Source organism: Paenibacillus mobilis, assembly GCF_058267595.1.
In genome coordinates, this window is record NZ_JBZCMS010000004.1 from 126,359 (window position 1) to 144,803 (window position 18,445).

Here is an 18,445-nt window from a genome sequence, read left to right on the forward strand (position 1 = left end):
ATTCTGATAGAAACGGCTATATGAAAAAAATGGACCAATTTTGCGAGCGTATAATGAAAATTTTCAGTAAAAATTTAGGCCAATACATGAAAAATATATTTTTTTTCAAAAATCGACCAATAACGCTGATTAATCCCAAAAAAAATGTCGATATATACGGTATACAGGTCCGAAAGGGGAAAAACATCAACATGAAATACCGTATGTATCGCTCTGTTTGTCACGTGTTATTTGTCGTCCTGCCGCTGCTTTTAGGTCTGGTTTCCACTGCTTCTGTCCCTGCAAACGCCTTGGCCGCTGCAAGTCCGATCAATCCGAGCGCTACTCCGGAGGCCAGGGAACTGCTGAATACTTTATACAACGTTACCGGTAAAAATATTATTTCGGGCCAGCACGACTATCTGGAGAGCCCCGATGAGATCAATAACAAGCTCACCCAGCTGAGCGGCCAATATGCCGGAGTACACGGCTATGAGCTTGGTCCGATTCTGGGGCAAACCCCCGGCCAAATCGCCGAGGAGCGCCGAAATGTCGTAAACAGCGCCATCAACTGGTACCGCTCGGGCGGCATCGTGGCGATGACCTTCCATGAAGCGCTGCCGGGCACCGCACCGCTTTGGAGCAACGTTCAGAAATCCGTTTCGCAAGCGGATTTCAACAAATACGTAACGCCGGGCACCGCGGAGTACAACGCGCTGATTGCCGACCTGGACAGCGTGGCGTCTTCTCTGGAGAGGCTGCGGGACGCCGGAGTACCCGTACTTTGGAGACCTTATCATGAAATGAACGGCGACTGGTTCTGGTGGGGAAAGAAAACCAACTTCTCCGCGTTGTGGAACTTGATGTATGACCGGTTTGTCAACGTCCACCATCTGGACAATCTGATCTGGGTATGGAGCCCGAATGCGCCGGCCAACAGCAATTATTCTTATGGGTCTTATTTTCCGGGAATCGCGAATGTCGACGTCCTGGCGCTGGATATCTACAATAACGATTTCAGACAGTCCTATTACGATAATCTTCTGAAATTAGCCCAGGGCAAGCCGATCGCGATCGGGGAAAGCGGTGAAATGCCGAGCCCGGCCCTGCTGTCCATCTTCCAGCCTGACTGGTCCTATTTTATGACCTGGGGCAGCATGCTGACGGACAACAATTCGAAAGCCACGATTGATTCTTACATGAACAACAGCTTTTTCCTTACCAAATTCAAGCTGTCTCTGCTGAACAAAGTGCCTCTCAGCAACGAGCTCCAGCCGCCGACCTTGCCGCTGACCAGCGGCTTGTTCGGCGAATATTTTCCAAACGTTAATTTGACCGGCGTTCCGCTGACCCGAACCGATGCCAAAATCGATTTTGATTGGCGCAGCGGTTCGCCGGGTATGTCTATACCAAACGATAATTATTCCATTCGATGGACAGGATTGATCAAGCCGCTTTACAGCGAAACGTATACCTTCAGCACACTGTCCGACGATGGAATTCGCGTTTGGGTTAATGGCAGCCTCCTGATAGACAGCTGGCTGAAACAGAGCTGGACGGAGCGTTATGGCAGCATTGCGCTTAACGCCGGACAACTCTATGACATCAAAGTTGAATATTATGAGGGGCAGGGCGACAGCATGGCCAGATTAATGTGGCAGAGCGCTAGCCAGGTCAAACAAACGGTACCGCCGGAGGTGCTGTTCCAACCAAGCGCTGTGCTTTAATCATCGCCGGTGAAGCGACTCTGCCGGGGTGCTGCGCCCTACATCTTAAGCCTAACCGGTTCAGAGGTTGTCCGGCTGGCAAACGTGGGGTGAAAACCATATGGGATTAAGACGTATCTCTGCAATCAAAAACTTGCTGTTTGTCATGGAAATTATCGGACTTATCGTCTTGTTATCTCATGCGGGCCGATCCGGAAAAACGGACCTCGCAGCAGCAAGCGCCATGGACAACAATAAGATCATCTGGAAGCTGGGCAGCGAGGACGGGAAGTCGACCGAATTCGGGGTTGCTTCCGGGAGCTCCGCCAAGACGGCCAGTCTTGCCGCATCCGTGACCGGAACGGAGTGGAGCAGCGTTCCGACAGGACTCAGCATGGCGAAGAATCCCGATTTTGAAATGAACTATAACCTGAATCAGATTCCGGAGAACGGGGTCTTGTTTCGGGTTAAAATTTTGGATGCCTACAAATCCGTTCCGCAGCTTGCCGTGTTCTCCAATCATGAACTGTCTGGCATTATTCAGGTCGCCGGTTCATCCGGCACGGGCAGCAGCTATGCCTATAACAAGTCTTACGAGATTTATATCCCGAAGGAGCAGCTCCAAACGGGCAGCAATCAGCTTAAACTGCAGCTTGTCCGCTGCCTGTACTGCTCTTCGGCGGAGGATCCGTATCTTTGGCTGACCTGGGATGACCTCAGCCTTGTGGAGCTGACGTCGCCGGCTGCCGAGCCGATCCATGGCCGTTACGTGCAGACGGGCACCAATCTCAATGATTTTGAGTTTTATTACGACGAAGGCGCCGTCCGGCATTTGCCTTACGTGCTTAAATGGCTGGGACTTGCCTACAGCGGCAATATCATGCGGGTAAGCTGCGCCAGCAACGTCGGGGAATCCTGCTCCGATGTGCTCGACTATTATAAGGTGCTTAAGGATTATAATACGCAGGCCGCGGCCTTGTATTTGTATACCGGGGACATCAAGCTGAAAGCGGACGGCTCGCTGCCGGACAGCGCCAAACAAAAGTTGTCCGCCTATTTTGACAAATACGGCAAGTATTTTCAATATTACGAAGTGGACAATGAGCCCGGCCTGTTTAACCGCTCCAAAGCGGTGGATCTGGCTGTGGCCGGCTGGCTGAATCAGGAAGGGAAAAAAATCTCGCCCGAGCTCAAAACGGTCGCCCCCGGCTGGGCTTATTGGCCCGCTTATTCCGTGAAGCAATGCCAGAATCAGAACGGAAGCGCCCGTTCCTGCGGCACGCCGGACGGCTGGGAACGGGATCCGGCACAACGCCTGGATCTGGAACGGGTAACGGACCTCACCAACGGTCATGCATACGGAAGTTCTTATGCCGATAAAGAAGGCGGAAGCCTGACCGAAAATCTGCAAACCTTCAAAGGCGCCAGCGACGCTTTCACCAAACCGATGTTGTCCACGGAGTTCGGCACCTCCGACAGCCATACCGATCCGCCGCTTTACGGAGCTTCGGAGCCGCAGTCGGCCGCTTTCGACCGGATCTTCAGGGCGCACATCGGCTTTGCCGATCTGTTTATCCAGCATGCGGCTTTCTACAAGGACTACTCGTTGTTTGAAACGGGGTTTGATCTGTCGAGCCATAATCCGGCCGATACCAAGCAATACGAATTTCAGTCGGGCGGCGACACGCGGGTGGATGTCATGAGGCGTTTGACACTGGCTTATGCGACGCACGGCAAACCGCTTGCTTACGAGGTGCTGAACAAGGATCAGACGGCGGACAAGCTGGTTTATGTCCGCGCGGTGGACACCTCGACGCTTGAGCCCTTGCCGGTATCGGGCGCGACGTCCAACAAATTGCTGATCAACTTCGTCAATTTCGAGGACAGCACGCAGACGGTAAAAGTCAATGTGACGATGCCGGAGCAGACGACTTATGAAGGGGAGCGGTTTGGCGCCGGGGAAACCTATGAACAGGCCCGGAGTTATGTGACGGGGCTGAAGGCGTCGCCTGTGCTCACCTTTACGGAAACGCTCAAACCCGGAGAGGCTGTGCAGTATATTCTGCAGCCTTCCTCCTCCGTTAAAGCGGAGCCGCCGGCCTGGGTGACCGCTTCCGAAGAGAAGGGAACGGGAATCAAGGTGGAATGGCTGGAGTCGGAGGGCGCGGCCAGCTATGATGTTCTTCGGGCTGAAGGAGAAGCTGGGGCCTGGTCCGTTATTGCCGGGCAGGTCAAAGAAACCGAATATACCGACAGCAATGTAGAAAAGGGCAAATCCTACCGCTACGCTATAACGGTAAGCGGTCAGACCGCCCGCTCGGATGCGGCTTCGGCTTTGTTCACGGGGACGGCCGAGCTGGACCGCACAACCTTTAGGGTAAGCTCTAATATTCCCGCCGGCAAAACGAACCCGCAGGCTGCCATTGACGGCAATCCGCGGACCCGCTGGGATACGGCCGGCAATCAGACGCCGGGGCCGTATTTCCAAATCGATTTAGGGAACGTCCGGCAGGTCGGAAAAATTTTACTGGAATACGAAAATTCGCCCTATGATTATCCGCGGCAGTACAGGGTTGAGGTTTCCACGGACGGCTTGAACTGGCGGACGGTTGCCGAGGGACAGGGGAAAAAGGAACGGACGGAAATTTCGTTTGCTCCGGCGGAGGCGAAACAAATCCGGATTACCCAGACGGGATCGGGAGGAAACTACTGGTCCATCCATGAACTGCATGTGTATTCCGGTTAAGCCGGAGAGGGATACGGGACAGGCGTAGATCCGCTTAGGCGGAACGTGCTGGCCCGGTTTCTTTTTCTTCGGGATTATTGGCGGAAGGTTTCAGAGGATAAAGTTAAAGGACATAACGGATAAACGCCCAAATCAGCAGTACCCAGATCGGGATGGAAATGATGAGGGCCCAAAGAAAACCTTTGGAAAAAGACGAGTGATTGTTCTCTTCCATTTCTTTCTCTCCAATTCTATAAAATAAGGGACCAGGGACTTCCGTTAGGTCCTAGAGACGGCCAGTAGGGCTTTAAGTATAACTTACCATAGAGAAAGGCCTTCTTTCCAATATAGATCGGCCGGATGCCTCCGGATCTTTAGATCAAAGGCCCTGCGTTTTCTCCGGGGACCTCATAATCGGGGTCCGCTCGCCCCGCCGGGATGCCCGTCCAATTATTTCATTGGGAATTGCGGTGGGTCAGGCTTGACAGATTGGACGCCGGGATATAAATTGAGGGTCATATATGATATATTCGTATGGTATATTCGGTACTATGGGGAAATTAGAGAAAATGAGGTTTTTTCAATGTTGACTGAAATTCAATCTCTTTCTGAACAACTGACTAGAGAGTACGCAATCAAAGGAAATGTCGTAACCGGTCTGGCGGATTTGCTGTCCATGCTGAACAAGGCCAGATTGTCCGCGTTAGCCTCCACGTACGAAATTGTCGGCCGCTCCAAAATGAAAAAAGAGCAGCTGGTGGAATCGCTTGCTGAGCGGATGACCGATCCCGCTTACGTAAGATCCGTTTTGCTGCTGGCTGAAGAGCCGGAGTGGAAGTGGTTTGAGCGTCTGGCCAAGAAGCCGGTTCTGGAGGACAAGGGACAAGCCCTTGTGGAATCCGTTTTTCTGCTTGAGTATGGCCTGGCATTTGCTGTTGATGAAGACGAGAAAACGTATTTTGTTCTGCCTGAAGAAATCAAAGCCGCGTATGCGAAGCTTAACAAAACCGAATTCAAGAAGCAGCAGGCTCGTTTATGGCTGGTCCATGATTATGTGGCCGCTTTGACAAACCTGTACGGCGCTTTCAAACCGGAGACGCTGCTGAAGGTGTTTAACGCGCAAAATGAGGTTAAACTCACGGAAGAAGAACTCGCGACCGCCCTGAACCATTTTCTGCTCCGCGAGCAGCTGTTTACGGTGTATGGGGAATATATTGTGGATCTTTCGCTCGAACCCGAGGAGACGGAAGAGGATTTGAACGGCCTGCTTGAGCTCCGAGGCAGCAAACCTTTTTATATCCCGGAGCAAGCCGAACTTCTGAAATATAAAGATGATCTTTATTTTGAAATGACGCCTCAATTGGCCGAACTTAAAGCGTATGTCGTCAAGGAGTTTGGCGCGGAGGAAGCGATGGCCGAAGCGCTGGTGGACGACGTGCAGCTGGCCTGCGCGGTTGAATCGCCGCTTGAAGAGATTTTCGAAGAGTTCGGGAAATTCGGCCTTGAATTCCGTACGGAGGAGCAAGCCCGGCAACTGACCGAGCGGGTGATCGAAGTCTACAATCATACCCGGATGTGGTCGAACGGCGGATATACCCCGGTGGAGCTGCGCAAGCTTTTGAAGCCGGAGGTCGTGAAAGCCGCTCATACGACGCATTATTTTCCAAATAAAAAGCAGCAGGTTACCGTCACCAAAGTGGGTCGGAACGATCCTTGCCCTTGCGGAAGCGGACTGAAATACAAGAAATGCTGCGGCAAAGCTTAAAACGTCTATCTTGCTAACTTAATGGTTTATATTAGGATTACGGTTTCATCCTCTAAGTCCAAAAGGCCTTCTCTGCAGCTGCAGAGGGGCCTTTTTTAGTTTGTCTGTGAAGATGACCCGGGACCGGCGGTTGATGCTGCACAGGAGTGGAAAAAAGAAATAAAGCCGTTTTTTGCCCTTACCAACTCCCTGAAACAGAACTATTATAGTGAGGGGCTGCAGGGAAACACCAGTTAGAGGATAAGTTGGAGTTATTTGTATCTGAATGAAATGGGGTTTGATAACGTGTTTAATTTGAATAATATAGACATTGCCAGGCAGCATGCCCGGGAAATCGTGGAGGACTGTCTCCGGATGCAGGCGGCGGCCCAAATCGCCAAAGAGCAAAGCAAACAGCGCAGGGAAGAAAAAAGAACCGGCGTATGGCAGGAGTTCTGGTCCGCATTGACCGGCTTTGGAAGAAGAATGCTGTAATAAGAAAAGGCAAACTTTAATTAAGGTTTCGATAATTAAGGATTTAGGCTTCCTCCGGGAAATCAAGGTTTCCTCAAGCGGTACATGCAAGCTTGGCGGACCTCAGGGCTAGACTTCGAGGAGTGAAATTTTTCCAAAATAGGTTTGTGTCCCCTTTCCCGAGAGAGTTATAATAGACGCGAACTATACAATCTAGCTCTGGGAGGTTCGAAGGAAGCATGAATTATAGAACGCTTGGCAAAACAGGACTTCGAGTATCGGAAATCGGCTATGGAGCCTGGGGGATCGGAAAATCGGGCTGGCTCGGCGCCGAAGATCAGGAATCATTAAAGGCGCTTCATCGCTCCATCGATTTGGGTTTGAACTTTATTGATACGGCGCTTGGCTACGGGAACGGACACAGTGAAAGCCTGGTTGGACAAGTGGTCCGGGAGCGCTCGGAGACGATCTACGTGGCGTCCAAAATTCCGCCGAAGAACGGGCAATGGCCGGCCCGCGCGGGCGTTCCTTCATCGGAAACCTTTTCGAAGGAGCATGTCATCTCCAGCACGGAGCAAAGCCTCCGCAATTTGGGGATGGATACGCTGGACGTTCAGCAGTTCCACGTCTGGTCTGACGAGTGGGTTGGACAAGGCGATTGGCTTGAAGGGGTTCAGAAGCTGAAGGAGCAGGGGAAAATTCGCTTTTTCGGCATTTCCATTAATGACCATCAACCGGAAAACGCCATTAAGCTGATTGAAACCGGTGTCGTGGATACCGTTCAGGTCATCTACAATATTTTTGATCAAGCTCCAGAGGACCAATTGCTGCCGGCTTGCGAGAAACATAACGTTGGTGTGATCGTGCGCGTCGCGCTGGACGAAGGCGGGCTTACCGGCACGATGACGCCGGAAACGACTTTTGCGGAAGGGGACTTCCGCAGCCGTTATTTTAGAGAAGACCGCAAGCAGCAGGTCATCGACCGGGTCAACCGGATCACGGAGGACCTGAACATTACGAACGCGGAAATGGCGGAAACAGCCCTTCGCTACGTACTCAGCCATCCAGCCGTTTCGACGGTAATCCCGGGCATGCGGACTGTCCGCAACGTGGAACGGAATATGGCGGTAGGAGACGGCAGGGGACTGCCGGCAGCTCAGGTCGAGAAGCTGAAGAACCACCGGTGGATCCGGAACTTTTATCAATAATCGGCAGGGTTTTGCAGCGGCATGAGGCGAGGCCGCCTGATAGGGAGAACAAAACAAAAAAAGGCGGGGCAGCGGATCATGGATCCAAACTGGCCCTGCCTTTTTTTGCGTTTATAAGAATCCGCTACCGCAGCCCCGTTTATTGAAAAAGAGCATCGATAGAGTAGGAACCGGCGCCGGTGAACGCAAGGCCTGCAAATACGGCAATCAGGATCAGATTTAACTCGTAACCGTTCGAAGTGCTCCAGAAGCCGTTGCGTCCGTGAACCTTAACGATAGCCATAACCATCGTCAAAGCCAGCAGGATCGCCACAACCGGCGTAAAAAGTCCGGCAGCAAAAGCAAGGCCGCCCACAAATTCAATCAGACCCGCAACAACGGCTGCCGCTACACCGGGTTTAATGCCGATGGATTCCATCCAGCCGCCTGTTCCCTTAGGTCCGTAACCGCCAAACCAGCCAAACAATTTCTGTGCCCCATGCCCGGCGAAGGTGAGCCCAATCACCAGACGGATAATCAATAAACCTAAACTTAACATCGTGAATACCCCTCCAATTAATTTTTTGTTAAGAATCTTTCATTAAAGATATATGTTAAAAATAATCCTCAGCGTACTTAAAATCGTTCCCGCTCACCTCCCGTTTCCTTCTACGCCCTGATATTCGGTGGACAAAATATCTTAATTTAAAGATAAATTTACTATAACTTCTTTCTGGGGTTCTGGCAACCCTTTTTTGGAAAAAAGTTAGTAACTAAATTTAATTTACACCAAATGCAAAGCCGACACGTACAATAACCTATATTTCGCCTAAAAGGGAGGATTCCTTAATGATCCATATATTGTCCGGAAATGCCGGTTTGAATACGTTAAATCTTACTCCTTGGGAACGGGGAGTGCTGAGTATGAAGCAGAACAGTACCGTCGTTTATACTTACAGCACGCCGGAGGCTTTAGCCTTTGAATTGAAAACGAGAAAAGCAATCGTGGATGCTGCCGATGGCTTATACCGGAGCGGAGCTTCTTTTGCCGAATTCCGCCGGAGCCGCTGCAACCCGCGTTATTGGATCCGGACCCGGCCCGGCGGCTTCCAACTCAGAAGCGATGCCCTGCCTTCGGACGGGATCAACGATATTTTTCAAAACGGCAGAATGTATGCCTTCGAATGCGCGACGGCGATCGTGATCATTATGTATAAGGCGATTTTGGACGCGGTTGGGCCGACGACTTTTAACACCTATTTTAAGGATTTGCTGCTTTTCACCTGGTATTTCGATAACGATTTGAAGTTTAATCGCGTCGAGCTTCCGAATGTTTATCCGGGAGACGCGCTGTATTTCAACAATCCCGATTTCAACCCTAGGACGCCGGGCTGGCGCGGGGAAAATGTCATTATGATGGATCAAAACCTTTATTTCGGCCATGGTCCCGGGATTTTGTCCGGCGAGGCGATGCTGGCGATTTTGAACTCCAACCGGATTCCCTTCAGCATGACGCCGGCTTATCTGATGAAAGAAGCGCTTTGCCTTGACTTTGAACACATCCGCAAGCTGCAGGACGGATCGGCGCGGATCGGCCGGCGGAAATATTTGTTTGCTTAGAAGAGACTTGGAGGAACGCTTTTGTAGGAAGATTTGCTCGGCGGCTAAGCCGGAATTCGTTCTTTAAGACCAGGGCGGCAGGAAGCGGGAAAAAGGCTGGGGACTGTAAGTTGACAGCGTATATCGGTCGTGATAAATTCATCTCTGAAATAGAAGGAAATCGATAACGGATCAGGGAAAAAAACGGACTTTTTACTATTTTAATAGCAGAGAGAAGGAAATCAAGGATATGCGATTCAGTTACATCAGCCACCTGCACTGCCCGAAATGCGGCGAGGAATATCCGGAGGACGAGATTCAGCAGCTGTGCCAATGCGGTTCTCCTCTTTTAGTGGATTACGACCTGATTGCGTTGAAGAAAAACTGGATGCCTGCCGACCTGGCTGGCCGCAATAACGATTTATGGAGATACCACGAGCTGCTGCCGGTTAAGGAAGAGGAAAATGTGGTCACGCTTGGCGAGGGGATGACGCCTCTTCTGCGCATGGAACGTGCGGGGCAGGATATGGGCATTTCGAATCTGCTGATGAAAGATGAAGGAATTATTCCGAGCGGAAGTTTTAAAGCGCGCGGCGCAGCGGTGGGCGTGTCGAAAGCGAAGGAGCTTGGCGTAAGAGAGCTGGCTATGCCGACGAACGGAAATGCGGGCGCGGCATGGTCTCTTTATGCGGCAAGAGCAGGCATAAAAGCATCCATCGTCATGCCGGTTGAAGCACCGGTCATCACCCGAAACGAGGTGGCGGTATCCGGGGCCAACCTGAACCTGGTCAACGGTTTGATCAGCGATGCGGGGAAAATCGTCGGACAAGCGGTGAAAGACTACGAATTGTACGATGCTTCAACGCTGAAAGAGCCCTACCGGATTGAGGGCAAAAAAACGATGGGCATCGAAATCGCGGAACAGATGCACTGGAAGGTGCCCGACGTTATTTTGTACCCTACGGGCGGCGGCGTAGGACTGATCGGCATTCATAAGGCGCTTAAGGAGCTGGCCGAGCTGGGCTGGATTAAAAATAAGCTGCCGCGCCTTGTAGCCGTGCAGGCTGCAGGCTGCGCTCCGATCGTAAAAGCCTGGGAAGAAGGCAAAACCGAATCAGAGTTTTGGGAGCATTCGGAAACGGCGGCTTTCGGCATTAATGTGCCGAAAGCTTTAGGGGATTTCCTGGTGCTGGCGGCTATTGCCGAAACTGGGGGCTGCGCGGTAGCGGTCGACGACAGCGAGCTGCTTCAGGAACAGGCGGTCATCGCCCGGCTGGAAGGCGCCTTTGTTTGTCCGGAAGGCGCCGCCGCGTTTGCCGCTGCCCGCAAGCTGAAGCAAAACGGCTGGATTCAAGCCGAAGAAACGGTGCTTGTTCTAAACACCGGCAGCGGTATTAAATATCCGGAAACCGTTCAAGCGGAAGCACCGGTGCTTCAGCCTGGGGACCTCTTGAACCGTCCGTAAGATAAAGAGGAAAAGAGCGACGTAGCGCATTTTAACTGTAGAAGAGCAAAGGGGGAGCCGTATGGCACGATCTGAAGAAATCAGTCTGGAGGTCATTCCTTGGGGCTCCCGGGCTTACGATCAGGCGGTCAGGCTCAGGGACGAGGTGCTAAGAAGGCCGCTGGGCATGAGCATTTATAAGGATGATCTGGACGGAGAGAAGGCCGATGTTCATCTTCTGGCCACCCGGAATTCGGAGGCAGTTGGCGTTCTGCTGCTCCGCAGCATGGACGGAGACCCCTCCGCCTTGCAGATGAAACAGGTCGCCGTAGCCGACAGCATGCAGGGCAAAGGAATCGGCCGGCTGCTGGTCGCTTACGCGGAGCGGATTGCCGGGCAAAAGGGAGCTCGAAAAATTGTTCTGCACGCCCGGGTGACCGCGCTTCCTTTCTATGAAAAACTGGGGTACGTTCCGATTGGGGATCCCTACACGGAAATAGGCATTCCGCATAGGTTGATGCAAAAGGAGTTGCCGGAAGAGCGGCCGACTGCAGCTGAAAAGCAGCGGAATAGAACAAGAAGAGAAGGATATTTAAACGAAACGTAAAAGGGGGCTGCCAAGGCAGCCCCCTTTTACGTTTCCGCGTTCCTGGCTATAAACTCGCTGAGGAAGGAAACGAACATGTTTCTTTGATATTCACCCGGTTGCGGCCGGCTGATTTGGCAAGATACAAGGCTTGATCCGCCAAAGCGATTAATTCGCTCTGCTGCATGGCCGGATCGGGGATGATGGTAAAACCTCCGATGCTGACGGTAACCAGGTTATGAAACGTTGAGCGTTCATGAGGAATGCCCAAAGCTTCGACGGCGGTCCGGATGCGTTCGCCCAGCTTTTTAGCGTATTCCGGTCCCTGCCTGGGAAGGACCACGGCAAACTCTTCGCCTCCATAACGTGCCGCAAGCCCATCCGTTCCGGACAGCTCCCGCTGGATGGCAGCCGATACTCTTTTTAAAACCTGGTCGCCTCTTAGATGTCCGTAAAAATCATTGTACGGCTTGAAGCAGTCGATATCGAGCAGAAGCAGGGAAACCGGGAGCCGATCTGCCGTCAGCCGTTCAAAATGCTCCTTCAGATAAGAATCGAATTTGCGCCGGTTTGCGATGCCTGTCAGGCCGTCCAGATTGGAGAGCCGGGTTAATTTGACGTTGGCCAGCTCCAGCCTTTTCTGGGAGGCGGACAATTGGATATGCTGGCCAACAATTTGCGTATAAAGCTGGGTAACCTCATATACGAGGGAAGCGATTACCACGCTGGCTGCGGCCAGAGAAAGCAGTCTTGCCGTATACCAGCCGACGCTGTAGCGGGCCCCGGCGAACAAGGTTACCGTGACGTCCATCAGCGACGCCAGAATAGCGATAACTAACCATAAATTCAGGACATTGTTCAGCCGTCTGCGGCGGAACGCCATAAGTAGAACCAGCAGGTTGATCAACCAAACCGCTGGACCGATGCCTGACGTAAACAGGATTTTGTAGTTCCCTTTTTGAATGATTCGGGGCAGCCAGTCATTTCCCAAAGTCGTGAGCAGATAAAGGCCCAGCACCAGAGCCAGGGTAAGGGTCACGGCCAGCAGGCCCAGGGGAACCACCTGCCGCGGAGGGACCAGCCGTCGTTTTATACGGGAGGCCGCAAAATAGAAGCCGATGCCCAGCGGGAATCCCGTATGCCAAAATACCCAAAGCCAGACCGCGCTTTGCGTACCGGCACCGATCAAACCCGTCTCCGAAAAAACGCCCGGAAAGGTTAAGATATGCGGGATCATGATAAGACCGGTAAATAAAAACGTACAGCTGAGCACGAGCACGGCTTTGGAGCGCGAAGCGTTATATTGGCCAAACAGCATGAAGGCGGTCAACAAATCCCCGAACATGTACCAGGCGATGAAAGCCGGCAAAAAGGCTTTGACCTCACCCAGCGGATAAGCCCCGAAAGGAAGCACTGCCGCCGCTATAAGCAGGATGATCAGCCCCAGATAACCGGCCAATTTAATTTGATTTTTGCTTGGAGGCACTTGCAGCAGGTGCCTAGCTTGTTCCATTTGTTCTTCCATATAGAGCCCCTTTACTGTAAATAGGGTGTCTGAACGTCCAAAATCTATATATACCCTTCAATCCATCAACTTGAAACAACATATTTCTACATTATTCGATAAATTTCGCCACGTCTATCCTAAATTCCTTAATAAACAAAATTTTGGAACCTTTTTTTGATATGGTAAGATGGTAAAGTCTTTTATGTTGAATTCCTATACGATCATCGGAGGTAGAATCATGATAATAGAAGTCTGGTCAGACTACATGTGTCCTTTTTGCTATATAGGCAAACGCAGGCTGGATACGGCAATTCAGCGTTTTGGCCACGAGGATCAAATTGAACTGGTCTTCCGCAGCTTTGAATTAAATCCCCATGCCGAGGTAAGCAGCGGCAAAACCATCGCTGAGGAGCTGGCGGCCAAATTCGGGGTCAGCGTGGATCAAGCGAAAGCGATGAACGAGCAGATGACGGCCAATGCGCGTACAGCAGGTCTGGAATACCACATGGAAACCATGGTGCCGACCAATTCCTTTGATGCGCTTCGTTTAACCCATTGGGCTGCGGCCCAGGGGAAAATGAAAGAGATGAGCGAGCGGTTGTTCAGCGCGGTGTTTACGGAGTCCAAGTCCGTAGGGGACCGGGCGGTTTTGGCCGGCCTTGCCGCGGAAATCGGTTTATCGCGCGAGGAAGCGGCGCAGATGCTGGGGAGCAGCGCTTATGAAGCCGAAGTGCGTTCGGACGAGGAAGAAGCGGGGAAATTGGGCATTACAGGGGTTCCGTTTTTTGTATTCGACCGTAAATTCGCCGTATCCGGCGCCCAGCCGGACAGCGTATTTATGCAGGCCCTCCAGAAGGCCTGGGAGGAAAGCCAGCCGTTCACCGTAGTGGGCGGGGATTCCTCGGCGACTTGCGGCGACGATGGATGCAAGCTGTAAGCGATGATGGAAGCAAGGCCAGCATTAATCTGAAAAAGCAGCCAAAGGCCGCCGCCGGCCGGGGTTCATCCCCGGTTCGGCGCGGCCTTTTTTCATTCATTCTTATTCCCGGCTCGCCGGTTCAACTATGCCAATGACTTCCATGCCTCCATATTCAGCTCGTTATTGAGGGCTGCGGCGGTAAAAGCTCCCGCGGAAGCGGCCATTATGGCCTGATGGGCTCGCGATGAGGCATCTCCGGCGCTGTAGACGCCGGGAATGGTTGTTTTTCCCATTTCATCGATGACCACCATGCCTCTTTCTGTAACCTCGCATCCCAAGGCCAAGGGCAGCCCGGATCCCGTAACCAGCTCCGGTCTGAAAAAGATGCCTTCACAAGGAATTGCAGTTCCGTCATTAAGCAGTACCTGCCGGACCTGTCCGCCGTTCGAATCGATCGAGGCGATCGGTGTTTCGAATACCGGAACCTGATGCTGCTCAAGATCTTCCCTCTGTTCACCGGTCAGCTCATCGGGGCCGTTTGTAACGAGCGTAAACCGTTTCGTCCATCCGGCAATCAGCCGCGCGAAATGGTAAGCCTCGTCTCCGTTGTTGATCACGACAAGCGGTTTGTCCCTAAATTCCCAGCCGTCACAATAGGGACACACAAACGCACTGGTGCCGTAAACCTCAGCAAGTCCCTGGATTTCCAGCGGCCGGTCTTTCATTCCGACGGCAAACAGCAGTTTTTTGCCGGAATAGCTTTGCCCCGACGCCGTCGTGATCTGGAAATTCCCGTCCGTCCCCGAAGCGGAAACGGCCGTATCGTCCGTAAAGGAGACGGACGGGTAAACCAGGATCTGCTCTTTGGCAATCCGCTTGAGCTCGCTTGGCTTGATGCGGTCTCGCGAAAGAAAGCCGTGCGCTTCCCTGGTTACGCGGTTGCGGGGTTTGTCCTCATCGATGACCACAACCTCTTTCCTTGCCCGCCCCAAAACAAGAGCGGCGTTTAATCCCGCCGGACCTCCGCCGATGATAACGACATCAAACAGTTTATTTTGCATATTGCACACTCTCCTTTTATATAATAGATCCACGATATCCATAATTTGTGCGCAAGAAGCGACCGTAGTCACTCCTTGTCCGCTCCCCAGCTATGCGCTTAACTGTTTATTTCACTGTTTACTTCACTGTGCGCTTCCTCGTGCCCCTTGCAGGTTTGAGCTGCAGAGGCGGAGTCCAGCACCGACTGGATCGTATGATTTTCAAGATACTGATAAAGCTGCCGTTCCGCACCGTCCATCACTTGTTTGACCAGACATTCGCTGCCGCGCTCCAGCGGCTGGTGCTCCTCGTCGGTCCGCTCTTCGGCCAGCAGGCGGTGCTGCTGTGAACTGGAGTTTGAACATTCAAACAAATGTTGTCTTCCTTCAATCACCTGAATGACCTCCCGGAAGCTAATCTGACGGGCCGGACGGGCCAGCTCGTATCCGCCTTTTACGCCGGGCACGGCGCGGACGATGCCATCTTGCCTGAGCTTGGACATGATTTTGGACAAATAGCTTTCCGACACGCCAAGCGCTGAGGACAGCTCTTTGATGCCGATGTTGTGTTCGTGTTCCGAGTGAGCCAGGTGGATTAAAGCATGAAGCGCATAATCGGTGCTTTTTGAAAATTGCATGTTCGACTTCCTTTCGCAAACTCGCTCCATTATGGATAATGTGGATGTTATATATCTATAATATAAAACTTCATTCTCGTTTGCAACCATCGCCCGTACCTCTCCCCTGGTCCATAAAATTTTAAAGCGTTGAAAATAACCGCCTAAAGCGCGCTGGTGCTGCGTTTTGGGCGGTTTTTCCGCGGTTTTGCATACGATATCCCGGGAATCAATACACAAGAAATAATGACACAGTGGACAAAATGAACTATAATTGCTGAGGATTATAAACTATAACAGATATATAATAATGGTAATACAATAAAAATCACACCCTGTGGGAAAGGCGGAGCAGGACATGATTTCGCTTAAACACGTCGGCAAAACCTATGGGATTCCCGGACAAGAGGCCTTTTCGGCCGTTCAGGACGTATCCCTGGACATATATCCCGGCAGCATTCACGGCATCATCGGGGAAAGCGGGGCCGGAAAATCGACGCTGCTTCGCATGATGAACATGCTGGAGCGGCCGGACGCCGGGCAGGTCTGGTTCGATAGCCGCGAGCTGACCGGCATGACGGAGCAGCAGCTGCGGGATATCCGCCGGCAATCCGGCATGATTTTTCAGCAATTTAACCTGCTGCATAACCGGACCGTCGCCCGCAACGTGGAGATGCCGCTGGAGCTGGCGGGCGTGCCGAAGAAGCAGAGAGCTCTTCGCGCGGAGGAATGCCTGGCCATTACGGGCCTGACCGATAAAGCGCGCCAATATCCGGCCGGCCTGAGCGGCGGGCAGAAGCAGCGGGTGGCGATCGCCCGGGCGCTGGCGCATAACCCGAAGGTGCTGCTCTGCGACGAACCGACCTCGTCCCTGGATCCGCGTACCACGGCGGATATCCTGAGCGTGCTTTGGAGGATTAACCGGAGCCTTGGCGTAACCATTGTAATCGTGACTCACGAGATGGAGGTCGTGCGGCGGCTCTGCGACGAGGTATCGGTGATGGAGGGCGGCCGTCTGACCGACCGGTTTGCGCTTCCGCAGCGGAGGGCAGGCTTAAACGGAGAAGGCGTTTATGCTTACGACGAGATTTCATTTCCCCCTCCGGCCAGTTACCGTGAACAGCTGCTTGGGAAGGACGGTGAGCGAAAATGACAGAAGGGTTTGATTTTCGGACGCTGCCCTTTACTTCCGGCCTGGCTTCGGCCGACTTGTCCCTGTACGATAAACTGGTCCAATACCAGACGGAGATTTGGAAGTCGATCGGCCAAACGTTTGAGATGGTGGGCATTTCGCTCGCCGCGGCCATTCTCCTCGGCCTGCCGGTCGGCACGCTGCTGTATTTGTCCCGCCGCGGCCAAATGTATGAGAACCGTACGGTGTCGGTTGTTACGAACACGCTGGTCAACATTATCCGTTCGTTTCCCTTTCTGCTGCTGGTCGTGTTTCTCATTCCGTTTACTCGCCTGCTGGTCGGCACTGCGATCGGGACGATCGCCGCTTCCGTTCCGCTGGCCATCGTGGCCATCGCTCATTACGCCAGGCTGGCCGAGCAGTCGCTGCTCGAAATTCCGCGCGGCGTCATTGAAGCGGCAAGATCTATGGGATCTTCCAGGCTTCAGATCATTTTAAAGTTTTTGTATCCGGAAGCCCGCTCCGGCCTGGTGCTGGGGCTTACCTCCTCCACGATCAGCTTTATTTCCTACTCTACGGTGGTGGGGATCGTTGGAGGCGGCGGGGTCGGGGATTTTGCGATCCGCTATGGCTACCAGCGTTATGAGATGGACATTACGGTTTTTATTATCATTCTGATGATTATTTTGGTGCAGGCCGTGCAGTTTGCGGGGAGCCGGCTGGCTGCCTGGCTGGATAAACGCTGAAGCGGAGGATAAAGGGGGGGCTGGCCGTTGCGCTGGCCGTTACGATTTGGATGCACTTCGCGGTTCGCCGCGTTTCAAATACAGCCGCTTGTGCGGCAGCATCACGTAAGGCATTTATTTAGAAGAGAGGTTGGGTTTTACATGTTCAGAAAAATGGGATTGCTTTCGCTGACGCTTGTGCTGGCTTTGGCCGCTGCAGGCTGCGGGAAAAAAGATAACAATGCCGGCAATGCGGCGTCATCCGCTCCGGCTTCGGAGGGGAAAGGCCAGGAAGTGAATTTGAAGGTCGCTACGTTGATTCCGCCAATGACGGATATTTTGGATATCGTCACGCCAATTCTGAAGGAAGAAGGCGTCAATTTGCAGCAGGTTGTGCTTTCCGACAACGTACAGCCGAACGACGCGCTGGCCAACAAGGAAGTGGACGCGAACTTTTTCCAGCACGTTCCTTACATGGAACAGTACAATGAAAGCAAAAAGGCAAACCTGGTTGCCGTGCAGCCGGTATATAACGCCGTTTACGGCGCTTACTCCAAACGTTACAAAAAAATCGAAGACCTTCCGGACGGCGCAACTATCGTGATCGCTAACGATCCGTCCAACATCGGCCGTTCCCTGAACATGCTGGACGTAGCCGGACTTATTAAATTAAAAGAAGGAACGGGCATCAACTCCACCCAAGCGGATATCGTGGAGAACCCGCATAAATTCAAATTCCAGGAAGTGGATCTGCTGATGCTCGCCCGTATGCTGGACGATGCGGACCTGGTGCTGATGACGCCGGCTTACGCGAAACCGGTCGGCTTGACGCCAACCAAAGACGCGCTGATCAAAGAAGGCAAAGACGACTCCGAATTTGCCATCACGCTGGTAGCGCGCGAAGACAACAAGGATTCGGACGCCATTCAGAAATTGGCGAAAGCGATCTCCGGTCCTGAAGTGAAGAAGTTTCTCGAAGACAATTACTCAGATATTGCCATTCCTGCATTTTAAGCGGGGTGATTCCCGGCTCCTGCCACCCGGCAGAGGGTCGGGGATTT

At 52.6% G+C, this 18,445-nt stretch carries 16 protein-coding genes; 12 read left to right on the forward strand and 4 right to left on the reverse strand.

Translation table 11 applies throughout. The features are described 5' to 3' along the window. Positions 1–191 precede the first annotated feature (191 nt). From AC3ZPD_RS09190 to AC3ZPD_RS09210, 5 genes are all read left to right on the forward strand, one after another. On the forward strand, positions 192–1,706 hold the full coding sequence (locus tag AC3ZPD_RS09190; protein WP_490983995.1) for a glycosyl hydrolase: 1,515 nt from the start codon (positions 192–194) through the stop codon (positions 1,704–1,706). A 145-nt stretch (positions 1,707–1,851) separates the two neighbouring features. Beyond that, positions 1,852–4,431 carry a discoidin domain-containing protein gene (locus AC3ZPD_RS09195; RefSeq protein ID WP_490984297.1) on the forward strand — a complete coding sequence of 860 codons (2,580 nt, stop codon included), beginning with the start codon at positions 1,852–1,854 and terminating at the stop codon, positions 4,429–4,431. A 562-nt stretch (positions 4,432–4,993) separates the two neighbouring features. After that, complete coding sequence (locus tag AC3ZPD_RS09200) at positions 4,994–6,175, forward strand: YecA family protein (RefSeq protein WP_490983996.1); 1,182 nt, start codon at positions 4,994–4,996, stop codon at positions 6,173–6,175. 285 nt (positions 6,176–6,460) lie between these two features. Further along, positions 6,461–6,649 (forward strand): hypothetical protein, encoded by a 189-nt coding sequence (locus AC3ZPD_RS09205; RefSeq protein WP_490983997.1) that lies wholly within the window; start codon positions 6,461–6,463, stop codon positions 6,647–6,649. Positions 6,650–6,867: 218 nt separating this feature from the next. Then, on the forward strand, positions 6,868–7,836 hold the full coding sequence (locus AC3ZPD_RS09210; RefSeq protein ID WP_490983998.1) for an aldo/keto reductase: 969 nt from the start codon (positions 6,868–6,870) through the stop codon (positions 7,834–7,836). Positions 7,837–7,975: 139 nt separating this feature from the next. On the opposite strand, the gene AC3ZPD_RS09215 is transcribed toward AC3ZPD_RS09210, so the two are convergent. Further along, a complete protein-coding gene (locus tag AC3ZPD_RS09215; protein ID WP_490983999.1) occupies positions 7,976–8,374 on the reverse strand; it encodes a DoxX family protein in 399 nt (132 codons plus the stop codon). A gap of 290 nt (positions 8,375–8,664) precedes the next feature. On the opposite strand from AC3ZPD_RS09215, the gene AC3ZPD_RS09220 reads away from it, so the two are divergent. The 3 genes from AC3ZPD_RS09220 to AC3ZPD_RS09230 all read left to right on the forward strand — a co-directional run bounded on the left by AC3ZPD_RS09220 (position 8,665) and on the right by AC3ZPD_RS09230 (position 11,465). Then, complete coding sequence (locus AC3ZPD_RS09220; protein WP_490984000.1) at positions 8,665–9,435, forward strand: protein-glutamine gamma-glutamyltransferase; 771 nt, start codon at positions 8,665–8,667, stop codon at positions 9,433–9,435. A gap of 229 nt (positions 9,436–9,664) precedes the next feature. After that, on the forward strand, positions 9,665–10,879 hold the full coding sequence (locus tag AC3ZPD_RS09225) for a threonine synthase (RefSeq protein ID WP_490984001.1): 1,215 nt from the start codon (positions 9,665–9,667) through the stop codon (positions 10,877–10,879). Positions 10,880–10,940: 61 nt separating this feature from the next. Next, a complete protein-coding gene (locus AC3ZPD_RS09230) occupies positions 10,941–11,465 on the forward strand; it encodes a GNAT family N-acetyltransferase (RefSeq protein WP_490984002.1) in 525 nt (174 codons plus the stop codon). Positions 11,466–11,511: 46 nt separating this feature from the next. Here the strand turns inward: AC3ZPD_RS09230 and AC3ZPD_RS09235 are convergent, their stop codons facing one another. Then, the gene (locus tag AC3ZPD_RS09235; protein WP_490984003.1) at positions 11,512–12,969 is read right to left on the reverse strand and encodes a sensor domain-containing diguanylate cyclase; all 1,458 of its coding nucleotides are present in this window, start codon (positions 12,967–12,969) and stop codon (positions 11,512–11,514) included. 220 nt (positions 12,970–13,189) lie between these two features. On the opposite strand from AC3ZPD_RS09235, the gene AC3ZPD_RS09240 reads away from it, so the two are divergent. After that, positions 13,190–13,888: a DsbA family oxidoreductase gene (locus AC3ZPD_RS09240; RefSeq protein WP_490984004.1), complete on the forward strand. Its 699-nt coding sequence runs from the start codon at positions 13,190–13,192 to the stop codon at positions 13,886–13,888. Positions 13,889–14,013: 125 nt separating this feature from the next. Here AC3ZPD_RS09240 and AC3ZPD_RS09245 read toward each other — a convergent pair whose 3' ends face one another. Together AC3ZPD_RS09245 and AC3ZPD_RS09250 are read right to left on the reverse strand one after the other, a co-directional pair. After that, positions 14,014–14,931 carry an NAD(P)/FAD-dependent oxidoreductase gene (locus AC3ZPD_RS09245; RefSeq protein WP_490984005.1) on the reverse strand — a complete coding sequence of 306 codons (918 nt, stop codon included), beginning with the start codon at positions 14,929–14,931 and terminating at the stop codon, positions 14,014–14,016. A gap of 98 nt (positions 14,932–15,029) precedes the next feature. Further along, complete coding sequence (locus AC3ZPD_RS09250; protein ID WP_490984006.1) at positions 15,030–15,548, reverse strand: RrF2 family transcriptional regulator; 519 nt, start codon at positions 15,546–15,548, stop codon at positions 15,030–15,032. A gap of 337 nt (positions 15,549–15,885) precedes the next feature. Between AC3ZPD_RS09250 and AC3ZPD_RS09255 the strand changes: the two genes are divergently transcribed. The 3 genes from AC3ZPD_RS09255 to AC3ZPD_RS09265 all read left to right on the forward strand — a co-directional run bounded on the left by AC3ZPD_RS09255 (position 15,886) and on the right by AC3ZPD_RS09265 (position 18,398). Continuing rightward, on the forward strand, positions 15,886–16,680 hold the full coding sequence (locus AC3ZPD_RS09255) for a methionine ABC transporter ATP-binding protein (RefSeq protein ID WP_490984007.1): 795 nt from the start codon (positions 15,886–15,888) through the stop codon (positions 16,678–16,680). Between the two features lie 62 nt (positions 16,681–16,742). Further along, on the forward strand, positions 16,743–17,405 hold the full coding sequence (locus AC3ZPD_RS09260) for a methionine ABC transporter permease (protein WP_490984298.1): 663 nt from the start codon (positions 16,743–16,745) through the stop codon (positions 17,403–17,405). Between the two features lie 141 nt (positions 17,406–17,546). Continuing rightward, complete coding sequence (locus AC3ZPD_RS09265; protein ID WP_490984008.1) at positions 17,547–18,398, forward strand: MetQ/NlpA family ABC transporter substrate-binding protein; 852 nt, start codon at positions 17,547–17,549, stop codon at positions 18,396–18,398. Positions 18,399–18,445: the final 47 nt, after the last annotated feature.

What these genes read in the sequence shown, in the direction of transcription:
- AC3ZPD_RS09245 (WP_490984005.1), bottom strand. Translation starts at nt 14,931, where the DNA reads ATGCAAAATAAACTGTTTGATGTCGTTATCATCGGCGGAGGTCCGGCG.
- AC3ZPD_RS09255 (WP_490984007.1), top strand. Translation starts at nt 15,886, where the DNA reads ATGATTTCGCTTAAACACGTCGGCAAAACCTATGGGATTCCCGGACAA.
- AC3ZPD_RS09235 (WP_490984003.1), bottom strand. Translation starts at nt 12,969, where the DNA reads ATGGAAGAACAAATGGAACAAGCTAGGCACCTGCTGCAAGTGCCTCCA.
- AC3ZPD_RS09190 (WP_490983995.1), top strand. Translation starts at nt 192, where the DNA reads ATGAAATACCGTATGTATCGCTCTGTTTGTCACGTGTTATTTGTCGTC.
- AC3ZPD_RS09210 (WP_490983998.1), top strand. Translation starts at nt 6,868, where the DNA reads ATGAATTATAGAACGCTTGGCAAAACAGGACTTCGAGTATCGGAAATC.
- AC3ZPD_RS09220 (WP_490984000.1), top strand. Translation starts at nt 8,665, where the DNA reads ATGATCCATATATTGTCCGGAAATGCCGGTTTGAATACGTTAAATCTT.
- AC3ZPD_RS09230 (WP_490984002.1), top strand. Translation starts at nt 10,941, where the DNA reads ATGGCACGATCTGAAGAAATCAGTCTGGAGGTCATTCCTTGGGGCTCC.
- AC3ZPD_RS09240 (WP_490984004.1), top strand. Translation starts at nt 13,190, where the DNA reads ATGATAATAGAAGTCTGGTCAGACTACATGTGTCCTTTTTGCTATATA.
- AC3ZPD_RS09265 (WP_490984008.1), top strand. Translation starts at nt 17,547, where the DNA reads ATGTTCAGAAAAATGGGATTGCTTTCGCTGACGCTTGTGCTGGCTTTG.
- AC3ZPD_RS09200 (WP_490983996.1), top strand. Translation starts at nt 4,994, where the DNA reads ATGTTGACTGAAATTCAATCTCTTTCTGAACAACTGACTAGAGAGTAC.
- AC3ZPD_RS09250 (WP_490984006.1), bottom strand. Translation starts at nt 15,548, where the DNA reads ATGCAATTTTCAAAAAGCACCGATTATGCGCTTCATGCTTTAATCCAC.
- AC3ZPD_RS09215 (WP_490983999.1), bottom strand. Translation starts at nt 8,374, where the DNA reads ATGTTAAGTTTAGGTTTATTGATTATCCGTCTGGTGATTGGGCTCACC.
- AC3ZPD_RS09195 (WP_490984297.1), top strand. Translation starts at nt 1,852, where the DNA reads ATGGAAATTATCGGACTTATCGTCTTGTTATCTCATGCGGGCCGATCC.
- AC3ZPD_RS09225 (WP_490984001.1), top strand. Translation starts at nt 9,665, where the DNA reads ATGCGATTCAGTTACATCAGCCACCTGCACTGCCCGAAATGCGGCGAG.